This window comes from Streptomyces paradoxus, from assembly GCF_014202475.1.
GTDB classification, from domain to species: Bacteria; Actinomycetota; Actinomycetes; order Streptomycetales; family Streptomycetaceae; genus Streptomyces; species Streptomyces paradoxus.
Genome location: NZ_JACHGV010000010.1, coordinates 321,020 through 343,482, shown reverse-complemented (window position 1 = coordinate 343,482; position 22,463 = coordinate 321,020). Strand labels below are relative to the sequence as shown.

The 22,463-nt window shown below is 71.0% G+C and carries 18 protein-coding genes and 1 pseudogene; 10 read left to right on the top strand and 9 right to left on the bottom strand.

Translation table 11 applies throughout. The features are described 5' to 3' along the window. Positions 1–254: 254 nt before the first annotated feature. The 3 genes from HNR57_RS30365 to thyX all read right to left on the bottom strand — a co-directional run bounded on the left by HNR57_RS30365 (position 255) and on the right by thyX (position 3,946). Positions 255–1,940 carry a ribonuclease J gene (locus HNR57_RS30365; RefSeq protein ID WP_184564973.1) on the bottom strand — a complete coding sequence of 562 codons (1,686 nt, stop codon included), beginning with the start codon at positions 1,938–1,940 and terminating at the stop codon, positions 255–257. Between the two features lie 153 nt (positions 1,941–2,093). Next, entirely contained in the window at positions 2,094–2,993 is a 900-nt protein-coding gene (gene dapA / locus HNR57_RS30360; protein WP_062929407.1) for a 4-hydroxy-tetrahydrodipicolinate synthase, read from the bottom strand. 212 nt (positions 2,994–3,205) lie between these two features. Next, positions 3,206–3,946 carry an FAD-dependent thymidylate synthase gene (gene thyX / locus HNR57_RS30355; protein WP_033313015.1) on the bottom strand — a complete coding sequence of 247 codons (741 nt, stop codon included), beginning with the start codon at positions 3,944–3,946 and terminating at the stop codon, positions 3,206–3,208. Between the two features lie 176 nt (positions 3,947–4,122). On the opposite strand from thyX, the gene HNR57_RS30350 reads away from it, so the two are divergent. Next, complete coding sequence (locus HNR57_RS30350) at positions 4,123–4,362, top strand: hypothetical protein (protein ID WP_184564971.1); 240 nt, start codon at positions 4,123–4,125, stop codon at positions 4,360–4,362. A gap of 113 nt (positions 4,363–4,475) precedes the next feature. Next, entirely contained in the window at positions 4,476–5,030 is a 555-nt protein-coding gene (locus HNR57_RS30345; protein ID WP_184564969.1) for an SCO5741 family PH domain-containing membrane protein, read from the top strand. A 75-nt stretch (positions 5,031–5,105) separates the two neighbouring features. On the opposite strand, the gene HNR57_RS30340 is transcribed toward HNR57_RS30345, so the two are convergent. The 5 genes from HNR57_RS30340 to rpsO form a co-directional block, all read right to left on the bottom strand. Continuing rightward, positions 5,106–5,561, bottom strand: coding sequence for a tetratricopeptide repeat protein (locus HNR57_RS30340; protein WP_184564967.1), 456 nt, complete (start codon positions 5,559–5,561; stop codon positions 5,106–5,108). A 13-nt stretch (positions 5,562–5,574) separates the two neighbouring features. Further along, positions 5,575–6,327 carry a 4-hydroxy-tetrahydrodipicolinate reductase gene (gene dapB, locus HNR57_RS30335; RefSeq protein ID WP_184564964.1) on the bottom strand — a complete coding sequence of 251 codons (753 nt, stop codon included), beginning with the start codon at positions 6,325–6,327 and terminating at the stop codon, positions 5,575–5,577. A gap of 28 nt (positions 6,328–6,355) precedes the next feature. Beyond that, on the bottom strand, positions 6,356–7,735 hold the full coding sequence (locus HNR57_RS30330) for a M16 family metallopeptidase (RefSeq protein ID WP_184564962.1): 1,380 nt from the start codon (positions 7,733–7,735) through the stop codon (positions 6,356–6,358). Next, the gene (locus HNR57_RS30325; RefSeq protein WP_184564959.1) at positions 7,732–9,948 is read right to left on the bottom strand and encodes a polyribonucleotide nucleotidyltransferase; all 2,217 of its coding nucleotides are present in this window, start codon (positions 9,946–9,948) and stop codon (positions 7,732–7,734) included. The genes HNR57_RS30330 and HNR57_RS30325 overlap by 4 nt, the downstream gene beginning before the upstream one ends. 286 nt (positions 9,949–10,234) lie before the next feature. Next, entirely contained in the window at positions 10,235–10,522 is a 288-nt protein-coding gene (gene rpsO / locus HNR57_RS30320; protein WP_003993372.1) for a 30S ribosomal protein S15, read from the bottom strand. Between the two features lie 266 nt (positions 10,523–10,788). Between rpsO and HNR57_RS30315 the strand changes: the two genes are divergently transcribed. The 8 genes and pseudogenes from HNR57_RS30315 (at position 10,789) to HNR57_RS30285 (ending at position 21,512) form a co-directional block, all read left to right on the top strand. Continuing rightward, on the top strand, positions 10,789–11,085 hold the full coding sequence (locus HNR57_RS30315; RefSeq protein WP_184564957.1) for a DUF397 domain-containing protein: 297 nt from the start codon (positions 10,789–10,791) through the stop codon (positions 11,083–11,085). Positions 11,086–11,556: 471 nt separating this feature from the next. Then, positions 11,557–11,718, top strand: a pseudogene (locus HNR57_RS41095) (SCO5717 family growth-regulating ATPase); the annotation flags it as partial. Positions 11,719–12,426: 708 nt separating this feature from the next. Then, the gene (locus tag HNR57_RS30310) at positions 12,427–15,306 is read left to right on the top strand and encodes a nucleotide-binding protein (protein WP_221343240.1); all 2,880 of its coding nucleotides are present in this window, start codon (positions 12,427–12,429) and stop codon (positions 15,304–15,306) included. A gap of 296 nt (positions 15,307–15,602) precedes the next feature. After that, positions 15,603–17,456, top strand: coding sequence for an ABC transporter substrate-binding protein (locus HNR57_RS30305; protein ID WP_184564953.1), 1,854 nt, complete (start codon positions 15,603–15,605; stop codon positions 17,454–17,456). An 18-nt stretch (positions 17,457–17,474) separates the two neighbouring features. Beyond that, positions 17,475–18,524, top strand: a complete 1,050-nt coding sequence (locus tag HNR57_RS30300) for an ABC transporter permease (RefSeq protein ID WP_184564951.1) — start codon at positions 17,475–17,477, stop codon at positions 18,522–18,524. Beyond that, complete coding sequence (locus HNR57_RS30295; RefSeq protein WP_184564949.1) at positions 18,521–19,435, top strand: ABC transporter permease; 915 nt, start codon at positions 18,521–18,523, stop codon at positions 19,433–19,435. The genes HNR57_RS30300 and HNR57_RS30295 overlap by 4 nt, the downstream gene beginning before the upstream one ends. Continuing rightward, positions 19,432–20,451 carry an ABC transporter ATP-binding protein gene (locus HNR57_RS30290; protein ID WP_184564947.1) on the top strand — a complete coding sequence of 340 codons (1,020 nt, stop codon included), beginning with the start codon at positions 19,432–19,434 and terminating at the stop codon, positions 20,449–20,451. The genes HNR57_RS30295 and HNR57_RS30290 overlap by 4 nt, the downstream gene beginning before the upstream one ends. After that, a complete protein-coding gene (locus tag HNR57_RS30285) occupies positions 20,448–21,512 on the top strand; it encodes an oligopeptide/dipeptide ABC transporter ATP-binding protein (RefSeq protein ID WP_184564945.1) in 1,065 nt (354 codons plus the stop codon). Before HNR57_RS30290 ends, HNR57_RS30285 begins: the two co-directional genes overlap by 4 nt. Here HNR57_RS30285 and HNR57_RS30280 read toward each other — a convergent pair. Then, complete coding sequence (locus HNR57_RS30280; RefSeq protein ID WP_184564943.1) at positions 21,509–22,462, bottom strand: bifunctional riboflavin kinase/FAD synthetase; 954 nt, start codon at positions 22,460–22,462, stop codon at positions 21,509–21,511. The genes HNR57_RS30285 and HNR57_RS30280 overlap by 4 nt on opposite strands. Between the last annotated feature and the right edge of the window lies 1 nt (position 22,463).

Genomic DNA, 22,463 nt, shown 5'->3' with positions numbered 1-22,463 from the left:
ACTCTATCAGATCTTTCCGATCCGATTTCCTCGGTGCTTTCCAGGTTCCCGCTTCCGCGTTTCCCTTTCCGGCGGTTCCGACTTTATCAGAAGTTCTGAGTCGGATTTCCTTCCCCGGCCGGGCATGGTCCCTGGTGCCTGAATTGGCCCGGGTGCCCCGTCGGGAGGAGTTGTAAACCTACTGGAGCGGGGCGCCTCGATGCAAATCGAGGCGCCCCGCTCCCAGTTGGCGTCGGCTCAGGCCCGACGGTCCGTCAGACCTCCACCACCACAGGCAGGATCATCGGGCGGCGGCGGTAGGTGTCCGAGACCCACTTGCCCAGCGTGCGGCGTACGAGCTGCTGGAGCTGGTGGGGTTCGACCACACCGTCCTGGGCGGAGCGTTCGAGCACCTCCGTGATCCTGGGAACCACGTCGGCGAAGGCGGAGTCCTCGATGCCGGACCCTCGGGCCTGGATGTGCGGGCCGCCGGTGATCTTCCCGGTGGACGAGTCGATGACGAGGAAGACCGAGATGATGCCCTCGTCGCCGAGGATCCTGCGGTCCTTCAGCGCCGGCTCGCCCACGTCGCCGACCGAGAGGCCGTCGACGTAGACGTAGCCCGCCTGGACCTTGCCGGAGATCTTCGCCTTGCCCTCGACGAGGTCGACGGCGACGCCGTCCTCGGCGATGACGATGCGGTCGTGCGGGACACCGGTCAGGGCGCCCAGCTCGGCGTTGGCGCGCAGGTGGCGCCATTCGCCGTGCACCGGCATCAGGTTCTTCGGGCGGCAGATGTTGTAGAAGTACAGCAGCTCGCCCGCGGAGGCGTGGCCGGAGACGTGCACCTTGGCGTTGCCCTTGTGGACCACGTTGGCGCCCCAGCGGGTGAGGCCGTTGATCACGCGGTAGACCGCGTTCTCGTTGCCGGGGATCAGGGACGACGCCAGGATCACCGTGTCGCCCTGGACGATGCGGATCTGGTGGTCACGGTTGGCCATGCGGGACAGGGCCGCCATCGGTTCGCCCTGGGAGCCCGTGCAGACCAGGACCACCTCGCTGTCCGGGAGGTCGTCGAGCGTCTTGACGTCCACGACGAGGCCCGGGGGGACCTTCAGGTAGCCCAGGTCGCGCGCGATGCCCATGTTGCGGACCATGGAGCGGCCGACGAAGGCGACGCGGCGGCCGTACTCGTGCGCCGCGTCCAGGATCTGCTGGATGCGGTGCACATGGCTGGCGAAGCTCGCGACGATGATGCGCTTGCGGGCGCCCGCGAAGACCTGGCGCAGGACGCTGGAGATCTCCCGCTCCGGCGGGACGAAGCCCGGCACCTCGGCGTTCGTCGAGTCCGAGAGGAGGAGGTCGATGCCCTCCTCGCTCAGGCGTGCGAATGCGTGGAGGTCCGTGAGGCGGCTGTCCAGCGGAAGCTGGTCCATCTTGAAGTCGCCGGTGTGGACCGCCATTCCCGCCGGGGTGCGGATGGCCACGGCCAGCGCGTCCGGGATGGAGTGGTTGACGGCGATGAACTCGCAGTCGAAGGGGCCGATGCGCTCGCGCTGCCCCTCCGCCACCTCCAGCGTGTAGGGGCGGATGCGGTGCTCCTGGAGCTTGGCCTCGATGAGGGCGAGGGTCAGCTTGGAGCCGATCAGCGGGATGTCCGGCTTCTCGCGCAGGAGGAAGGGGACGCCGCCGATGTGGTCCTCGTGCCCGTGCGTGAGCACGATGCCCTCGATGTCGTCGAGGCGGTCCCTGATGGACGAGAAGTCCGGCAGGATCAGGTCGATTCCGGGCTGCTCCTCCTCGGGGAAGAGCACTCCGCAGTCGACGATCAGGAGGCGGCCGCCGAATTCGAAGACCGTCATGTTCCGGCCGATTTCGCCGAGGCCACCGAGCGGGGTGACGCGCAGGCCGCCTTCGGGGAGCGGCGGGGGCGTGCGCAGTTCGGGATGCGGATGACTCAAAAGACTCTCCTCACCACGCACGCCACGTACCGGTGGGGCACGTGGCGCGCGTGACGTTCGTGCAGAAGCAGTTGTCTGTGTGGGGTGCGGGCACCGGTGGCCCGCGTATTCAGTTGTGAAGCAGTTGCGCGGGGATCCGCGCGAAGTCTGATGTCAGAGCTGTACCCCGCCGGCGGCAAGATCGATCTTGAGTTGCTCGATCTCGTCGGGCGCGCACTCGACCATGGGAGCGCGCAGCGGCCCGCCGGGCAGTCCCTGCAGGGCGAGTGCCGCCTTGGTCGTCATGACGCCCTGCGTGCGGAACATGCCGGTGTAGACGGGGAGCAGCTGCTGGTGGATCTCGGTGGCCTTCTGGACGTCGCCCGAGGTGTACGCCTCGACCAGGGCGCGCAGCTCGGGGGTGACGACGTGGCCGACGACGGAGACGAAGCCGACCGCGCCGACCGAGAGCAGGGGGAGGTTCAGCATGTCGTCGCCGGAGTACCAGGCGAGGCCGGAGCGGGCGATCGCCCAGCTGGCGCGGCCGAGGTCGCCCTTGGCGTCCTTGTTGGCGACGATCCTCGGGTGCTCGGCGAGGCGGACGAGCGTCTCGGTGTTGATCGGGACGCCGCTACGGCCGGGAATGTCGTAGAGCATCACCGGGAGGCCGGTGGTGTCGGCGACGGCCGTGAAGTGCCGGTAGAGGCCTTCTTGCGGGGGCTTGTTGTAGTACGGGGTCACGACGAGCAGGCCGTGCGCGCCGGTGCGCTCCGCTGTCCGGGCGAGTTCCATGCTGTGGTGCGTGTCGTTCGTGCCGACTCCGGCCACCACGTGGGCACGGTCTCCGACCGCCTCCAGGACCGCCCGTACGAGATCCGCTTTCTCCGCGTCGCTGGTGGTCGGGGACTCGCCGGTGGTGCCGTTGATGATCAGGCCGTCGTTGCCTGCGTCCACCAGGTGGGCGGCGAGCCGCTGCGCGCCGTCGAGGTCGAGTGCGCCGTCCGCCGTGAAGGGCGTGACCATGGCGGTGAGGACCCGCCCGAAGGGGGTCTGCGGAGTCGAGGTCGGAGCCATGGGTTACACGCTACTCGTTGCTCAGGACCGGGTCTGCCCGCGGGGCAGGGGACAAGTCGCGACAAAGGTGGAGCCCGGCACTGCCTGCTCGGGGGTTCAAGCAGTGCCGGACCCGTTTGATCAGGCTAGATGCATTTCTCTAAATGCCGCAATACGGACACTTCGCGCGGCTGAACCGTACATCTGTACCTGACCTGACGACCGGGAGCACGTTACGGCGCCACGCGTCCGTTCGCGTTGAAGGCGGCGTAGGTGAGCGGCATGAGCCGGGACCACTCGGCCTCCATCTTCTCGCCGACCATCTCGATCTCGCGCTGCGGGAAGGACGGGACCTTCGCCAGCTCGTGCTGGGTGCGCAGGCCGAGGAAGTGCATCAGCGAGCGGGCGTTGCAGGTGGCGTACATCGAGGAGTAGAGGCCGACGGGCAGGACCGCGCGGGCGACCTCGCGGGCGACACCGGCGGCGAGCATCTCCTGGTAGGCCTCGTACGCCTGCCGGTACGAGTCCTCCATCACACGGCCGACGAGTTCCTGCTGGGCCTGGGTGCCCTCCACGAAGACGTACTTGCCCGGGCGGCCCTCCTGGACCAGCTTGCGGGACTCGTCCGGGACGTAGAAGACGGGCTGGAGCTCGCGGTAGCGGCCGCTCTCCTCGTTGTACGACCAGCCGACGCGGTGCCGCATGAACTCCCGGAAGACGAAGATCGGGGCGCTGATGAGGAAGGTCATCGAGTTGTGCTCGAAGGGGCTGCCGTGCCGGTCCCGCATCAGGTAGTTGATCAGGCCCTTGGAACGCTCGGGGTCCTTCTTCAGCTCGTCCAGGGACTGCTCGCCGAGGGTCGAGACGCGGGCGGCGAAGAGGACGTCCGCGTCTGACGCGGTGTGCTTGACCAGCTCGACGGTGACGTCACTGCGGTAGCTGGGCTTGAGGTCGTCGGCGGGGGTGTCGGTCACGGTTGGCAGGGCCTTCCCATCTCGTCGTGTGGCGACGCCACTCTACGGCCCGGCCGATTCAGTGCGATCGGTGGCGTGCCGCAATGAAGTCGGTGAAACAGGGCACCTCTGAGGGAGTTCGTTCGTCTCTACAGACGAAAGTGATCCGTTCCACCCTTGAAGGAGACGTACCCCTGATGTTCGGTCGGCGTGAACCCGTACCGTTTGCCTTCCTCGCCGAGGCCGACAGGTTCCGCAGCAATGTCACTCCCCCACCGCGCGAGCGGTCGTCCGTCGGTCAGGTGGCCGGCAGCTGGCTGCTGGGGCTCACCATCGTGGCGGGGCTCGTGGGGTCCCTGGTCATCGGGACGCCCGCGCTGACGCCCGACCAGACGGCCAATCAGCCTCAGCAGTCGCAGGCGTCAGACAAGCGCTGAAGCGCACCGGGCCGGTGGTGACTCCATCCGGCCCCCCGCCAGTGGTGACCGGGGACACAGATCGGTAGCCTCACCGGGCACAGCCCACGCATGGATCGAGTGAGGACCAGCCGGTGCCCCTGCCCTTCCTGACGGCCGACCGCGTTTTCGAGGCGGCGGACGACGTTCCGTTGCCCTACGACGACCGTGACCGCTGGCGGCGGCCGTACCGGCCCGGGCCGTGGCGGGTCGCAGTGGCGGCGCTCGCGCTGCTGCTCGCCTCGTTCGTGCTGTTCGCGGCGGTCATCATCGCCGCGACGGCCGAACTGACCTCGGCCGGGGTCGTGTTCGCTCTCGCGCTGCTCGTCATCGCCGCGGCCCTGCGGCTGCTGCGCATGGGCGTGTGGGTCAGCGCCCGCGGGCTGCGGCACGTGGGGTTCCTCACGACGCGTACGGCGTCCTGGGAGCAGGTCGTCTCCGTGCGGACGGTGCAGCAGCCGGTGCGCTGGCTGGGGCTGCCGCGGACCGTGCAGGGGCAGGCGCTGCTGCTCGGCCGCCAGGGCCGGGAAGAGGGCGGTCAGCCGCCGCTGATGACGACGCACAACGCGGACTTCCTGGGCCGCGCGGTCGCCTTCGACCGGGCGGCGGACTCGGTCGAGGCGTGGGCCGAGGAGTACGGCCCTCGCTGACCTCACCCATCTCAGGCCTGCGGGGCCGGACCGTGTGCACGGTCCGGCCCCGCAGGCATGAGTGGGGGCTGCGGTTCAGGCCGCTTCGGGCTGCTTGCCGTCGTGCAGGGCGATCGCGCGCTGCATCGCCTTGCGGGCACGCGGGGTGTCGCGGGCGTCGTGGTAGGCGACGGCGAGACGGAACCAGGTGCGCCAGTCGTCGGGGGCGTCCTCCGTCTCGGCCTTGCGCTTGGCGAAGACCTCGTCGGCCGAGTCGCGGTCGATGCGCCCGCTGGGGGTGCGCCGCAGTTCGTCGACGGGCAGACCGCCCTCGGCGTCCAGTTCGGCGGCGAGTTGATTGGCCCTGCGGGCGAACTGGGTGTTCTTCCACAGGAACCACAGGCCGATGACCGGCAGGATCAGCACGGCGACACCGAAGGTGACGGTGAGGGGTGTGCCGGTCTCGATGAGCAGGATGCCGCGGCTGCCGACCAGGACGAAGTAGACGAGCAGGACGGCGGCGGTGAGGGCGTAGGTGAGCTTCGCGCGCATGACGGTCAGAGGCTCAGTTCAGGTCCAGGAAGTGTTCAAGGCCGAACGTCAGGCCCGGGGTGCTCACCACGCGGCGGGCCCCGAGCAGGATGCCCGGCATGAAGCTGCTGTGGTGGAGGGAGTCGTGGCGGATGGTGAGCGTCTCGCCCTCGCCGCCCAAGAGGACCTCCTGGTGGGCCAGCAGACCGCGCAGGCGGACGGAGTGCACGGGGATGCCGTCGACGTCCGCGCCCCGCGCGCCGTCCAGAGCCGTCTCCGTGGCGTCCGGTGCCTGGGCCGTACCCGCCTCGGCACGAGCCGACGCGATGAGCTGGGCCGTGCGCGTGGCGGTGCCCGACGGGGCGTCGACCTTCTTCGGGTGGTGGAGCTCGATGACCTCGACCGACTCGAAGTACGGTGCCGCGATCTGCGCGAACTTCATGTTCAGGACGGCCCCGATGGAGAAGTTCGGCGCGATGAGCACACCCGTCTCCGGAGAGGCGGACAGCCAGCCGTTCAGCCGCGCGAGGCGCTCGTCGGTCCAGCCGGTGGTGCCGACGACCGAGTGGATGCCGTGGCCGACGCAGAACTCGAGGTTGGCCATGACCGAGTCGGGCGTGGTCAGTTCGACCGCGACCTGGGCGCCCGATTCGGTCAGTGTCTCCAGCTTGTCGCCCCGGCCGAGGGCGGCGACCAGTTCCATGTCCTCGGCGGCTTCGACGGCCCGGACGGCTTCCGAGCCGATCCGGCCCTTGGCGCCGAGGACCGCCACGCGCAGCTTGCTCATCTCTTGTGCTTCCTTCACCAGGGGATTGTCAGGCGACGGCGTCGTTCAAGCGGGCCGCCTGTTTGTCCTTCAGCGGGCCGATGACCGACAGGGAGGGCCGCCGTCCCAGGATCTCGCGGGCGACCTCGCGGACGTCGTCCGGGGTGACCGACGTTATCCGGGCCAGCATGTCGTCGACGGACATCTGCTCGCCCCAGCACAGCTCGCTCTTGCCGATACGGTTCATCAGCGCGCCGGTGTCCTCCAGGCCGAGGACCGTGGAGCCCTGGAGCTGGCCGATCGCACGCCCTATCTCGTCGTCGGAGAGGCCGTGCTCGGCGACGTGGTCGAGTTCGTCGCGGCAGATCTTCAGCACGTCGTGCACCTGGGAGGGCCTGCAGCCGGCGTACACGCCGAACAGGCCGCAGTCGGCGAAGCCGGAGGTATACGAGTACACGCTGTAGGCCAGGCCGCGCTTCTCGCGGACCTCCTGGAAGAGGCGGGAGGACATGCCGCCGCCGAGAGCAGTGTTCAGCACGCCCAGGGCCCAGCGCCGCTCGTCCGTGCGGGACAGGCCGGGCATACCGAGCACGACGTGCGCCTGCTCGGTCTTGCGGTCGATCAGCTCGACGCGGCCCGCGGTGCGCAGGGCGCGCGTGCCACTGCGCGGGGCGACCGGGTCCGCGGCCAGGTCCTTGAGGGCACCGGCCTTCTCGAAGGCGGCGCGGACCTGCCGTACGACCTTGGCGTGGTCGATGTTGCCCGCGCAGGCGACGACCAGGTGCGTCGGGTCGTAGTGCTTCTTGTAGAAGCGGCGGATGCGGTCGGCGGTGAGGGCGTTGACCGTGTCGACCGTGCCGAGGACCGGGCGGCCGAGGGGGTTGTCGCCGAACATCGTGTGCGCGAACAGGTCGTGCACGCAGTCGCCCGGGTCGTCCTCGGTCATGGCGATCTCTTCGAGGATGGCGCCGCGCTCCACGTCGACGTCGTCCTCGCGGATCAGCGAGCCGGTCAGCATGTCGCAGACGACGTCGATGGCCAGCGGCAGGTCGTTGTCGAGCACGCGTGCGTAGTAGCACGTGTACTCCTTCGCCGTGAAGGCGTTCATCTCGCCGCCGACCGCGTCGAGCGCGGCGGAGATGTCCAGGGCGGACCTTCTGCTGGTGCCCTTGAAGAGCAGGTGCTCCAGGTAGTGGGTGGCGCCGTTCAGGGCCGGGGTCTCGTCGCGGGAGCCGACGTGCGCCCAGATGCCGAAGGTCGCGGAGCGGACCGAGGGCAGGGTTTCGGTGACGATGCGCAGGCCGCCCGGGAGGGTGGTCCTGCGGACCGTGCCGATGCCGTTCCGGCCCTTGATGAGGGTTTGGGTACGGGCGACGGCCCGCGCCTCCGAGGAGGTGCGGGCCGTCGCCTGGAAGCCGCGGGACGTCACTTGTCGCCGTCGTCCTTCTTCTCGTCGCCTTCTTCGCCCTCGATGACCGGGATCAGGGAGAGCTTGCCGCGGGAGTCGATCTCGGCGATCTCGACCTGGACCTTGGCGCCCACACCGAGAACGTCCTCGACGTTCTCCACGCGCTTGCCGCCGGCCAGCTTGCGGATCTGCGAGATGTGCAGCAGGCCGTCCTTGCCGGGCAGCAGGGAGACGAACGCACCGAAGGTGGTCGTCTTCACGACCGTACCCAGGTAGCGCTCGCCGACCTCCGGCATGGTCGGGTTGGCGATGCCGTTGATCGTGGTGCGGGCGGCCTCGGCGGACGGTCCGTCGACCGCGCCGATGTAGATCGTGCCGTCGTCCTCGATCGTGATGTCGGCGCCGGTGTCCTCCTGGATCTGGTTGATCATCTTGCCCTTGGGGCCGATGACCTCGCCGATCTTGTCCACGGGGATCTTGACGGTGATGATCCGCGGGGCGTTCGGGGACATCTCGTCCGGCGTGTCGATCGCTTCCATCATCACGTCGAGGATGTGGAGGCGGGCGTCGCGGGCCTGCTTGAGGGCCGCGGCCAGGACGGAGGCCGGGATGCCGTCCAGCTTGGTGTCGAGCTGGAGGGCGGTCACGAAGTCCTTCGTGCCGGCGACCTTGAAGTCCATGTCGCCGAAGGCGTCCTCCGCACCGAGGATGTCGGTGAGGGTGACGTAGTGCGTCTCGCCCTCGATCTCCTGGGAGATCAGGCCCATGGCGATACCGGCGACGGGGGCCTTCAGCGGCACACCGGCGTTCAGCAGCGACATGGTGGAGGCGCAGACCGAGCCCATGGACGTCGAGCCGTTGGAGCTCAGCGCCTCGGAGACCTGGCGGATCGCGTAGGGGAACTCCTCGCGCGTCGGCAGGACCGGCACGAGGGCGCGCTCGGCGAGAGCGCCGTGACCGATCTCGCGGCGCTTCGGGGAGCCGACGCGGCCGGTCTCGCCGGTGGAGTACGGCGGGAAGTTGTAGTTGTGCATGTAGCGCTTGCGCGTCACCGGCGACAGCGTGTCGAGCTGCTGCTCCATGCGGAGCATGTTCAGGGTGGTGACGCCCAGGATCTGGGTCTCGCCACGCTCGAACACGGCGGAGCCGTGGACCCGCGGGATGGCCTCGACCTCGGCGGCCAGGGTGCGGATGTCGGTGACACCGCGGCCGTCGATGCGCTTCTTCTCCTTGATCACGCGCTCACGGACCAGGGTCTTGGTCAGCGAGCGGTACGCGGCGGAGATCTCCTTCTCGCGGCCCTCGAACTCCGGCAGGAGCTTCTCGGCGGCGAGCGCCTTGACGCGGTCCAGCTCGGACTCGCGCTCCTGCTTGCCGGCGATGGTCAGCGCGGAGGCGAGCTCCGGCTTGACGGCGGCGGTGAGCGCCTCCAGGACGTCGTCCTGGTAGTCCAGGAAGATCGGGAACTCGCCGGTCGGCTTGGCGGCCTTCGCGGCGAGGTCGGCCTGGGCCTTGCAGAGCACCTTGATGAAGGGCTTCGCGGCCTCCAGACCGGCGGCGACGACCTCCTCGGTCGGCGCCTCGGCGCCGCCCTCGACCAGCTTGATGGTCTTCTCGGTGGCCTCGGCCTCGACCATCATGATCGCGACGTCGCCGTCCTCCAGGGTGCGGCCCGCGACGACCATGTCGAAGACGGCGTCCTCGAGCTCAGAGTGCGTCGGGAACGCCACCCACTGGCCGTTGATCAGCGCGACGCGGACGCCGCCGATCGGGCCGGAGAAGGGCAGGCCGGCCAGCTGCGTGGACGCGGACGCGGCGTTGATCGCGACGACGTCGTACAGGTGGTCGGGGTTGAGCGCCATGATCGTGGCGACGACCTGGATCTCGTTGCGCAGGCCCTTCTTGAAGGACGGGCGCAGCGGGCGGTCGATCAGGCGGCAGGTGAGGATCGCGTCCTCGGAGGGACGGCCCTCACGGCGGAAGAAGCTGCCGGGGATCTTGCCGGCGGCGTACATCCGCTCCTCGACGTCCACCGTGAGGGGGAAGAAGTCGAGCTGGTCCTTGGGGTTCTTGGAGGCGGTGGTGGCCGACAGCACCATGGTGTCGTCGTCCAGGTACGCCACGGCGGAGCCGGCGGCCTGCTTGGCCAGGCGGCCCGTCTCGAAGCGGATGGTGCGGGTACCGAAGGCGCCGTTGTCGATGACGGCCTCGGCGTAGTGGGTCTCGTTCTCCACTAGCGTTTTCTCCTCGTCCTCGTCGCCCTGCCCGTGTGGCAGGGGGACGGTTGCGGAGAAGCGCGCCGTGCTGTGCGGGCCGGTCTTCGATCGAAGCACCCGGGGTTCGCTCTCCCGGGGGCCACTACCGAGGACCGGCGGCGGCTGGGTGCGCCTCTCCTCTTCTTGTCGTGCTGTGTCGTCCGTATTGCGTTGTGCTACCACACTACAAAGCAGTGGTGACACTCCGCACGTACAGCAAAGGGAGCGGCCCCCATTCTCCGGGAACCGCTCCCCTCACGGCGTCTTACTTGGCGCCCGCCGCACCACGGCGGATGCCGAGGCGGTCGACCAGCGCGCGGAAGCGCTGGATGTCCTTCTTCGCCAGGTACTGGAGAAGGCGGCGACGCTGACCCACGAGGATCAGCAGACCACGGCGGGAGTGGTGGTCGTGCTTGTGGGTCTTGAGGTGCTCGGTCAGGTCCGAGATGCGGCGCGAGAGCATGGCGACCTGGACCTCGGGGGAGCCGGTGTCGCCCTCCTTCTGGCCGAACTCGGTGATGATCTGCTTCTTCGTAGCGGCGTCGAGCGGCACGCGTACTCCTCATGGTCTGTGATGGCCACCGAGTGCCCCCGGTCTGTGTCTCGGGGGAGCTTCCATGACTCGGAAGGCGGGGATCCGCTGGGCGCGGCCTCCAGAGCGGCGCTCCGGGGGTGCGTACACAAACGGCCGTCGACCAGCGTACCAGGCGGCCGGGGTCCTCTTTGCCCTGGTCTTTCGAACCCCCCGGCCGGAGCGGAGGGGGCCACTAGGGTGAGCAGATTCGGATCGTTCGTACGTCGGGAAGGGGTCGCTGCGGCATGGCGGAGACGGCTGAGGAGATCAAGGCACGCAAGGAACGGGAGCGGGACGAGCTCTACGCCCTCGACATCTCCGGTGTCGAGTGGCACAGCGCGCCGGGCACCGAGGGGCACGAGGAGCGGGTCGAGATCGCCTACCTGCCCGAGGGGGCGGTGGCGATGCGGTCGTCGCTCGACCCGGACACGGTGCTGCGCTACACGGAGGCGGAGTGGCGGGCGTTCGTGCTCGGGGCCCGGGACGGGGAGTTCGATCTTGAGCCGGGGGCGCGCGGCGGAGGGTCTGACGCCGGGCAGTAGGTGCCGCGGTGGAGGGCGAGGGGTGAGCCGGTGAACGGCCGCCCCTCTTCGCATGTCTCCCGCCTCGCATGTCTCCCGCCTCGCATGTCCCCCGGCTCGTATGTCCCCCGCGCCTCAAGGCGACTGCTCGCTCATGAACTCAAGGCGCCTGTTTCGCAAGGCGGTTCACGACTCTTCACACGTACCGTCCTTTTTCTTCACCAAAGTGCCTGCCGTATACGTCACTTCCGGGCACCTTCTGGGCAGGTTGTGACGCGGCGGACAGCTGCTCGGGGGTGGACGGGCCTGCCGTGGCGGGGCTTGTGGTGATTAGGCTGGGACGGGGCGCGCCGTCAGAACCCGTGGTAGGCGTCGGCGTCCCAGGGGGGAAGGCGGGGGAGCCTGTGGAGTGGACGACCTCGGACGACCTCGATACGCCTCAAACGACTTCGCACGACGTCGGACGACAAGCAAGGGTCGCCCCAGCACGGCATGAGGGTGCTCGACCACACCAGGAGGAACACTGTGAGCAGCGATCGGGACGGGATCCGCGGGGGCTGGGCGACACCCGGCGATGACCAGCCCGACGCGGAGTCCGCAGCGGAGATGACGGGCGAGTTCACCATCGACTACGCGCCGCCCGCCTGGTACACGCAGAACGCCTCGGGGAGTTCGTCCTCGGGGCAGGGGGCCGGGGCGTCCCGGGATTCCAGTGCTTCGGGGGCGCCCGGGGGGTCCGGGGCCAATGGAGGTTCCGGGGCTCCGGGGACTGCTGGGACGCCTGGGGTTCCCGGGAGGCCGAAGGGGCCGGTGCCGCCGCTGCCCGGGCTGACTCCGCCGCCGCACGCCAACCCTTCCGGTGGGCCTTCGTCCCTTCCGACGTCCCTGCCGGGGCAGGCTTCCGCTCCGGCTCCGGCTCCGGCGCCCGGGGCGCCTTTCACTCCTCCCGCGCCGGCGCCCGCTCCGGGCGCTCCGTTCACGCCTCCCGCGCCCGCGCCGGGTACGCCCTTCACGCCGCCGGCGCCGCCCGCGCCCTCTTCCGGGGGTCCCTCGGCCGTGCCCAGGCTTCCGATGGGGAGCGGGTTCGAGCCGCAGGGCTCGCAGCCGGAGGCCCGGCCGCAGGGGCAGACCGAGGCGCCCGCGGATGACGCGGGCTCTCCTACGGCTGTGCCGAACATCCCCGTCGGTGGTCACCAGTCGCCGTGGACGCCGCCGGCTCCGCCGGAGGCACCGCCCGTTCCCGAGGCTCCGGCGACTCCCCCTGCCGCTCCGGAGGTTCCGGCCACTCCCGGGGTTCCGGCGGCGGCGGCTCCCGGTGACGCCGCGGAGCCGGGGAACGGCGACCTGGAGAGCGGTGCCACCATGCGGTTCTCCGCCGGCGCACTGAAGCGGGAGATCGAGGAGCGTGCCGCCGCGGAGGCGGCTTCCGCGCCCGAGGCACCCGAAGTCACCGAGGCGGAGGACGCCGACGGGGCCGGTGGCGGTGCCCGTGCCGATGACGCGGAGGACGAAGGCCCCGGTGGGGAGGCCGACGACTCCGCCGCGGTTTCGGAGTACGCCCTGGACGCGGACGCCTTCACCGACGTGCCGCCGGCCGGGGAGGCCGAGCCGGAGGACACCCGGCCGGAAACCGAGGACGTGGCACCCGAGGCCCTTGAGCCGCAAGCCGCAGCGGCCGAGGACACCGGGCCCCAGGACACCGGGCCCGAGGACACCGAGACCCAGCACGCCGGGCCGGAAGACGCCGTGTCCAAGGACATCGAGGCCGACGACGCCGAGGCCGAGACCGAGCAGGAACAGCCCGAGGACGCCCTGCCCGACTCTGACGAGCCTGAGGACGCGGTGCCGGCCGGGGCCGAGCAGGAGCGTGAGGACTCGGCGGCGCCTGCCGCCGAGCCGGAGGACGCGCCCGCGCAGAACGAGCCGGAGGACGCCGTACCGGCCGTGCCGGCCTCCCCCGATGCCCCGCAGAGCACACCGTCCGACTCCGCTCCCCCGCCCCCGCAGGGCGTGCCGCCGCTGCCGCCGTCGTACCAGCCGGCCGCCCCGGTTCCCGCGAGCCAGTGGCCCGCCCAGCCGGAGCAGCAGCCGCAGGGACAGCCTGTGAGCCCGGACGTGCCCGCGCAGCCGGCGGCCGCCCAGGGGCAGCCCCCGGTGCCGCCGCAGCCCTACGTGCCGGCACAGCAGCCGCCGTTCCAGCCCCAGGCGCCGCAGCCCGCGCCCGCCGCGTGGAACCAGCAGCCCGCACCGACGCCGCCCAACCAGCCGCCCGCCCAGCCCGCACCGCAGCCCGGGGGCTATGGCTTCCCGCAACCGGAGGCCCAGGCGCCGGCCGCGCCGAACGCGCAGGGCGCCTACGGCTTCCCGCACCCCGGCGCCCCCGCCCCGGCTGCACAGCCCCCGGCCCCGCGGCCGGACGGCCCGCAGGCGCCCCCCGCGCAGGGCGGCTACGGCTTCCCCCAGCAGGGTGCCTCCGCCCCGGCCGCCCAGCAGCCCCCGGCCCAGCCCCCCGCCGCTCCGCCCACCCCCGCGCCGGCCCCACCGGACGGCTACGGCTTCCCGCAGCCGGGCGCCCAGCCTCCGGCCGCGCCGAACGCGCAGGCCGGCTACGGCTTCCCGCACCCGGGCGTCCCCGACGCCCAGGGCGGGTACGGCTTCCCCCAGCCGCCGGCGCAGCAGCCACAGCCCCAGCAGGCACAGCCCGGCGTCCCCCCGCAGGCCCAGCCGCAGCCCGAGGCGCAGCCCCAGCAGCCGCAGCAGCCCGTCGACCCCCGTACCGGTGCCGCCTGGCCGCAGCCCATGCAGCACGACCAGCGGCAGCCGACGAACCCCGGTGCCGCGCCGCTCGGTTACACCGCTGCCGTGGAGCTGTCGTCCGACCGGCTGCTCAACAGCAAGAAGCAGAAGGCGAAGAGCAGCCGTCCGGCGGCCGGTGGCGGCCGGTTCAAGATCGGCGGCAAGAAGGAGGAGGCGGAGCGGCAGCGGAAGCTGGACCTGATCCGCACGCCGGTGCTGTCCTGCTACCGGATCGCCGTGATCAGCCTCAAGGGCGGTGTCGGCAAGACGACCACCACCACCGCGCTGGGCTCCACGCTCGCCACCGAGCGGCAGGACAAGATCCTCGCGATCGACGCCAACCCGGACGCGGGCACCCTCGGGCGCCGCGTGCGGCGGGAGACCGGGGCGACCATCCGTGACCTGGTCCAGGCGATCCCGTACCTCAACTCGTACATGGACATCCGGCGGTTCACGTCCCAGGCGCCCTCCGGTCTGGAGATCATCGCCAACGACGTCGACCCGGCCGTGTCCACGACCTTCAACGACGAGGACTACCGGCGCGCGATCGACGTGCTGGGCAAGCAGTACCCGGTGATCCTCACCGACTCGGGTACCGGTCTGCTGTACAGCGCCATGCGCGGTGTGCTGGACCTCGCCGACCAGCTCATCATCATCTCGACGCCGTCCGTGGACGGGGCGAGCAGTGCCAGCACGACGCTGGACTGGCTGTCCGCGCACGGGTACGCCGACCTCGTCTCGCGGTCCATCACCGTCATCTCCGGCGTCCGTGAGACCGGCAAGATGATCAAGGTCGAGGACATCGTGACGCACTTCGAGTCGCGCTGCCGGGGCGTCATCGTCGTGCCCTTCGACGAGCACCTGGCCGCCGGTGCCGAGGTCGACCTCGACATGATGCGGCCGAAGGTGCGCGAGGCCTACTTCAACCTCGCGGCGATGGTCGCCGAGGACTTCACCCGCCACCAGCAGGCGCACGGCTTGTGGACCTCCGACGGCAACCCGCCGCCGGTCGCGGCCCCGCCGCTGCCCGGACAGGCCATGCCGGGCCAGCCCGTCCCCGGTCAGCCCTACGCCCAGCCGGGCCAGCCCCCGTACCCGGGGCAGCAACAGCCGGGTCCCGGTCAGCCGGGCCCGTACCCGCAGCAGCCGCAGCCGCAGCCGCAGCCGCAGCCGGGCCAGCCGTACGCCCAGCCCGGACAGCCGTACCCGCAGCCCGGACAGCCCTACGCCCAGCCGGGACAGCCCTACCCGCAGGCCGCCGGGCAGCCGCCCTACCCGCAGCCGGGACAGCCTGGGCAGCCGGGGCAGCAGCCCGGGCAGCCGGCGGCCCACCCCGGCCAGCCGTACCCGCAGCCGGGCCAGCCCCCGGCCGCTCCCCCGCAGCCCGGCTACGGCTACCCCCAGCCCGACGGGCAGACCCCGCCGCCCCCGCCTCCGACGCAGTAATCGCCTCACCCGATCGGCCCCTTTCGAGGGGCCGATCGCCGCCCGGCCCGCGCCGTTCCGACTCGGCGCGGGCCGTGGCGCGTTCAGGGGCGAATTCCGTTGCCAGGCCCTGGCCAGGAGCGCTTCAGTGGTCTCTACCAATGAGTGCGAAAAGCTCGCCAATTCGTTATTTCCGCAGGCCACAAGGGGTGAACACGCCGTTGACGGGTGGAGACGGCCGCTGGTACACACACATCACGCATCTGACAGCTGATCAACCCGTCCTTCCCGTCCGAGCGATGACGCGAGGTCCGACCATGGGCACGAACGATCAGAAGCGCAGCCTCCCGCACGGCCTCCGGCTCGTCGCCCTGGCCGGGGCCGCCACGCTCACCCTCACCGCCGGTCTCGCGACCCCGCTCGACCCGGCGCCCCAGCAGGCCCGGGCGGCCGACGACGGCAAGAAGGTGCTGACCGTCGCCGTGGCGCAGAGCGTGGACTCGCTGAGCCCGTTCCTGGCGGTCCGGCTGCTCAGCACGAGCATCCACCGGCTCATGTACGAGTACCTGACCAACTACGACCCCAAGGACAACCACGCCATCGCGGGCCTGGCCACCAAGTGGGAGCCGTCGCCGGACAAGCTGACGTGGACGTACACGATCCGCTCGAACTCCACGTGGTCGGACGGCGAGCAGGCCACCGCCGAGGACGCGGCGTGGACGTTCAACAAGATGATGACCGACCCCGGCGCGGCCACGGCGAACGGCAGCTACGTCGGGAACTTCAGGAAGGTGACGGCCCCGAGCCCCACCAAGCTGGTCATCGAGCTGAAGAAGCCGCAGGCCACGATGGCCGCGCTGGACGTGCCGATCGTGCCGAAGCACGTGTGGGAGAAGGTCTCGGACTTCTCCGAGTTCAACAACGACAAGAGCTTCCCCGTCGTCGGGAACGGGCCGTTCGTGCTGAGCGGCTACAAGGCAGACAGCTACGTCCGCCTCAAGGCCAACAAGAGCTTCTGGCGCGGGGCGCCGAAGTTCGACGAGCTGGTCTTCCGCTACTACAAGGACCAGGACGCGGCCGTATCGGCGCTGCGCAAGGGCGAGGTGTCCTTCGTCGCCGGGTCCCCGTCCCTGACGCCCGCTCAGGCGGAGTCCCTGAAGGGCGCGGACGACATCCAGGTCAACGACGCCCCCGGCCGCCGCTTCTACGCCCTCGCCACCAACCCGGGCGCCAAGGCGAAGAACGGCGAGAAGTTCGGGGACGGCCACCCCTCCCTGCTGGACCAGCGGGTGCGCAACGCCCTGTTCCGGGCCGTCGACCGCGAGGCCATCATCGACAAGGTGTTCCGGGGCCACGCCGTCGAGGGCGAGGGCTACATCCCGCCGCGCTTCCAGGACTACTTCTGGAAGCCGTCCGCGAGCCAGAAGCTGGCCTACGACCCGGCCGAGGCGGCCCGGCTGCTCGACCAGGCCGGGTACAAGAAGAACGGCGACGGCAAACGCGTCGGCAAGGACGGCAAGCCCATCACCTACCGCGTGCTGTGCCACGCCACCGACCCGAACGACAAGGCGGTCGGCAAGTACCTCCAGGAGTGGTGGGGCGAGCTCGGCATCGGTGTCCAGCTCAACTGCCTGGACAACGTGACCGACCCATGGCTGGCCGGCAAGTACGACCTGGCGTTCGACGGCTGGTCGGTCAACCCCGACCCGGACTTCGTCCTGTCGATCCACACCTGCGGCGCGCTCCCGGCGACCCCGAAGGACACGGGCGCGACGGACAACTTCATCTGCGACAAGAAGTACGACGAGCTCTACGCCCGGCAGCTCACCGAGTACGACCCCGCCAAACGGGCGGACATCGTCAAGCAGATGGAATCGCGGCTGTACGACCTCGGGTACATGAACGTCATGGCGTATCCGAACGCGGTCGAGGCCTTCCGGACGGACCAGATCAAGTCGATCACGACCATGCCGGCGAAGGCGGGCAACATCTACGGCCAGGACGGCTACTGGAGCTGGTGGTCGGCGGTCCCGGCCGACTCCGGCGGATCGTCGGACAACGCCTCGTCGACGGGGGTCGTGGTCGGGATCGTCGCGGGGGTCGTGATCCTCGGGGGGCTCGGCGCCTTCGCGGCGATGCGGCGGCGGGCCACCGCCGAGGAACGCGAGTGAAGCGGCGAGCGGGTACTCATGACCGCTGACGCGACCCCCGCGCTGGTCGAGGACAAGCAGCGGCCGGCGGCCGGGCCGCGGGCACGCAAGAGCTCCGCGTACCCGCGGTACCTGGCGGGCAAGGTGGCCGGTGCCGCCGTATCGCTGCTGGCCGTCCTCGTGACCAGCTTCTTCCTCTTCCGGCTGATCCCGGGCGACCCGGTGAAGACCATGACGGGCGGCCGTCAGGTGTCGGCGGAGCAGCTGGCCGCCTATCGCGACGAGTTCGGTCTCGACCTGCCGCTGTGGCGGCAGTTCACGGACTACTGCGGCAAGGCGCTCACGGGTGACTTCGGCACGTCGTACCAGTTCCGCGCCCCCGTCGTCGACAAGATCACCGAGGCGCTGCCGAACACCCTGCTGCTCACGGGGACGGCGTTCGTCCTCTACACGGCGCTGGGCATCTTCCTCGGCACCCGGTCGGCGTGGCGGCACGGCAAGCTGGGCGACCGCGTCAACACGGGCCTCGCGCTGACGCTGTACTCCATCCCGTCCTTCTGGCTGGGGCTGCTGCTGATCATCGTGCTGTCGGTGGGCATCGGACCGCTGCCCGGCATGTTCCCGACCGGCGGCATGGAGTCGGGCGGCGAGGAAGGCTTCGCGTACGTCCTCGACGTGGCGCACCACCTGGTGCTCCCGGTGGTGACGCTGGTGGCCGTGGAGTACGGGCAGACGCTGCTGGTCACGCGGTCGGCGCTGCTGGACGAGATGGGCAGCGACTATCTGACGACCGCACGGGCCAAGGGCCTGCGCGACGACCTCGTCCGCCGCCGGCACGCCGTGCCGAACGCGCTGCTGCCGACCGTGACGCTGATCTTCATCAACCTCGGCCGGACGGTGGCGGGCGTGATCCTCGTGGAGACGGTGTTCTCCTGGCCGGGGTTGGGCGGGCTTTTCTACCAGGCGCTGAGCGTGCCCGACCTGCCGCTGGTGCAGGGCCTGTTCTTCGTGTTCGCCGCCGCGGTGATCCTGATGAACACCCTCGCCGACCTGGTCTATCCGCTGCTGGACCCCCGGGTGGCCCGATGACGACGTCGACCGGCACGGCCCCGAGCCCGCGCGCCCTGGCCCGGCAGCGCCGCAGGGCGTCCGTCGCCCGCTTCTGGCGGCAGTACCGCTCCGAACGGGCGGGGCTGTACGGCCTGACCGCGCTCTCGCTGTGCGCGCTGCTGGCCCTGTTCGCACCGGTGTTCGTCGGCTCCGACGTGAGCAGCGTGACGGAGGCGCCGGGGCGTCCGATGCAGAGCCCGAGCGCCGAGTTCCCGCTGGGCACCGACCAGTTCGGGCGGGATCTGCTGGGCCTGGTGATCTGGGGCTCGCGGGTGTCGCTGCTGGTCGGGCTGCTCGCCGCCGTGCTGTCGGTCGCGATCGGCACCTTGATCGGGGTGACGGCGGGGCACTTCAAGGGCTGGTACGCGACGGTGATGATGCGGATCACCGACTGGTTCCTGGTCATGCCGACCCTGGTGCTGGCGATCGCCCTGGCGACCGTGATGTCCCGCTCGCTGACCACGACCGTCGTCGCGATCGGCGTGACCACCTGGCCGACCACGGCCCGGCTGGTGCGCGCCCAGACCCTCGCCGTGGAGACCCGTCCGTACATCGAGCGGGCGCAGGCGCTCGGCGGCGGCCACTGGCACATCATGTCCCGGCACGTCCTGCCCAACGTGATGCCACTGGTACTGGCCCAGACGACCCTGATCATCTCCTCGGCCATCCTCGCCGAGGCGACCCTCGCCTTCCTCGGCCTCGGTGACCCGACGGTCGTCTCGTGGGGCGGGCTGCTCCAGGACGCGCGCGAGGCGGGCGCGGTCAGCGCCGGGGACTGGTGGTACCTGGTGCCGCCGGGCATCGCCATCGCCGTGGTGGCGCTGGCGTTCACGCTGTGCGGGCGGGCCGTGGAGTCCGTCCTCAACCCCAGGCTGGGGGTGTCGCGTTGAGTCTGCTCGACGTCAGGAACCTGACCGTGACGTACGCCGGCGGGGCGGCGGCCGTGCGCGGGGTGGACCTGCGCCTGGACGCGGGCCGCAAGCTCGGCCTCGCCGGGGAGTCGGGCTGCGGCAAGTCCACGCTGGCGCTGGCCCTGCTGCGGCTGCTCCCGGCGGGCGCCAGGATCACCGGGGAGGTGCTCCTCGACGGCGAGGACGTGCTGGCCATGAAGTGGGGCCGGGTCCGGGCGGTCCGCTGGGCCGGGGCCTCCGTCGTCTTCCAGGGCGCGATGCACTCCCTCAACGCGGTGCACCGCATCGGCGACCAGATCGCCGAGCCGATCCTGCTGCACAAGAAGGCCACCGCGGCGGGGGCGAAGAGGAAGACCGGCGAACTGCTGGAGCAGGTCGGTCTCCCGGCGGCCCGCGCCGACGCCTATCCGCACGAGCTGTCCGGCGGCCAGCGCCAGCGCGTCATGATCGCCATGGCCCTGGCCTGCGATCCCCGGCTGATCATCGCCGACGAGCCGACGACCGCGCTCGACGTCATGATCCAGGCCCAGATCCTCCGGCTCATCGAGCAGCTCGTCGCCGACCAGGACCTCGGCCTGATCATGATCAGTCATGACCTGGCGGTCCTCGCCGACACCTGCGACCGGCTCGCGGTGATGTACGCGGGCCGGGTGGTCGAGGAGGGCCCGGCCGCCCAGGTGTACGAGGACGCCCGGCACCCGTACGCCCGGGCCCTGGCGGCCGCGTTCCCGTGCATCGGCGACCCGGCGTCCCGGTTCACGCCGCAAGGGCTGGCGGGCGATCCGCCGGACCCGGCCGCACTGCCGTCCGGGTGCACGTTCCATCCGCGCTGCCCCGTGGCGCTGGAGTCGTGCCCGGAGGAGGACCCGCTGCTGCGGACCGCGGGGCCGGAGCGCCGGGCGGCGTGCGTGCTGGTCGGGTCACCCGCGGACGCACCCCGCGGCACGGAAGAGGATCCAGAGCCCCTGGAGGAAGCGAGGCCCGGCACGCCATGACCACGTCGCCCACGGCCCCCGAGGTCACCACGGCCCCGCTGCTGAGCGCCCAGGGCCTCTACGTCACCTTCCCCGGCCGGCACGGCGGCCCCCGGGCCCGCGCGGTGGACGGCGTCGACCTCGACATCCGCCCCGGCGAGATCGTCGCGCTGGTCGGCGAGTCCGGCTGCGGCAAGACGACCCTGGCCCGCGGCCTGCTCGGTCTGGTCGAGCCGACGGCGGGCCGGGTCACCTTCGACGGCCGCCCCCTGGACTACTCCGGCCGGTCTCTGAAGGCCTACCGCAAACGCGTCCAGCTGGTCCTCCAGGACCCGAGCGGCTCGCTCAACCCCCGGCACACGGTGTACGACGCGGTCGCCGAGGGCCTGCGCATCCACGGCTACGGCGGCGACGAACGCACGGCGGTCGCCGAGGCGCTGTCCCGGGCGGGGCTGCGCCCTCCGGAGCGCTTCTTCCTGCGCTACCCGCACGAACTGTCCGGCGGGCAGCGGCAGCGCGTCGTCATCGCCGGCGCGCTCGTCCTGGAACCAGAACTCCTCGTCGCCGACGAGCCGGTGGCGTCCCTCGACGCCTCGGTACGCGGCGAGATCCTCGCCCTGCTGCTCCGGCTGCGCACCGATCTGGGCCTGTCCGCCCTGGTCGTCACGCACGACCTGGGCCTGGCGTGGAACATCGCCGACCGGGTCGCCGTGATGTACCTGGGCCGGATCGTGGAGACGGGCGCGGTGGAGCAGGTCCTGACGGCCCCGCGGCATCCCTACACGCAGGCGCTGTTGTCCGTGCTGCCGGAGGCTCCCGGCGCCCCGGTGATCCTCACGGGCGAGCCCCCCGACCCGTCGCGCGTGCCGTCCGGCTGCCGCTTCCACGCCCGCTGCCAGATCCTGGCCAGTGGTGAGGCGGAGGCGGCAGGTGTGGCGGACGCGTGCAGGGGCCAGGATCTGGAGGTGCTGGGCGGGAGCGGCGAGTCACAGGTCGCTTGCCACTGGGCGACGTCCCTCAGGGGCGCGGGGAACCGCGCGACAAGCCACAACGCACCCGCGCCCGGCTTACGAGGGGACTAGGCAGCCCCCTCGCCGGCCACCAACTCCCTGCACCTCTCGACGTCCTGCCCCATCTGAACCAGCAACGCATCCAGCGTCTCGAACTTCGCCTGCCCCCGCACGAACGCCAAGAAGTCGACCGCGACATGCAACCCGTACAGATCGAGCCCGACCCGGTCGATGGCATACGCCTCCACCGTCCGCTCGGTCCCCTCGAACTGCGGATTCGTCCCCACGGAGATCGCGGCCGGCATCGCCTCGCCCTGGGCGTGCAGCCAGCCGGCATACACACCGTCGGCCGGGATGGCCGTGTGCGGCAGCGTCTCGACGTTCGCGGTGGGGAAGCCCAGTTCGCGCCCGCGCTGGGCGCCCCGGACGACGACGCCCTCCACCCGGTGCGGCCGGCCCAGGATCTCCGCCGCGCCCTCGACGTCGCCCTCGGCGACCAGCCGCCGCGTCAGCGTGGAGGAGAACGGCTCGCCGCCGCCCGCCGCGCCGGTCACGTACAGGTCGACGACCTCGACCTCGAAGTCGTAGGTCTTGCCCTGCGTGGACAGGAACTCCACGTTCCCGGCGGCCTTGTGGCCGAAGCGGAAGTTGGGGCCCTCGACGACCGCCTTGGCGTGCAGCTTGTCGACCAGGACCTTGACGACGAAGTCGGCCGGGGACAGCTTCGAGAACTCGGTCGTGAAGGGGAGGATGAGCACCGCGTCCACGCCCAGGCCGGCCATGAGTTCGGCGCGGCGGTGGTGCGGGGCGAGCAGCGGCGGGTGGCTGCCGGGGCGGACGACCTCGCTGGGGTGCGGGTCGAAGGTGACGACGACGGCGGGAACGCCCAGTTCCCGGGCGCGGTCCACGGCATGCCGGATGATCAGCTGGTGCCCGCGGTGCACTCCGTCGTAGGAGCCGATGGTGACGACGCTGCGTCCCCAGTCCTGGGGGATGTCCTCCAAGCCACGCCAGCGCTGCACT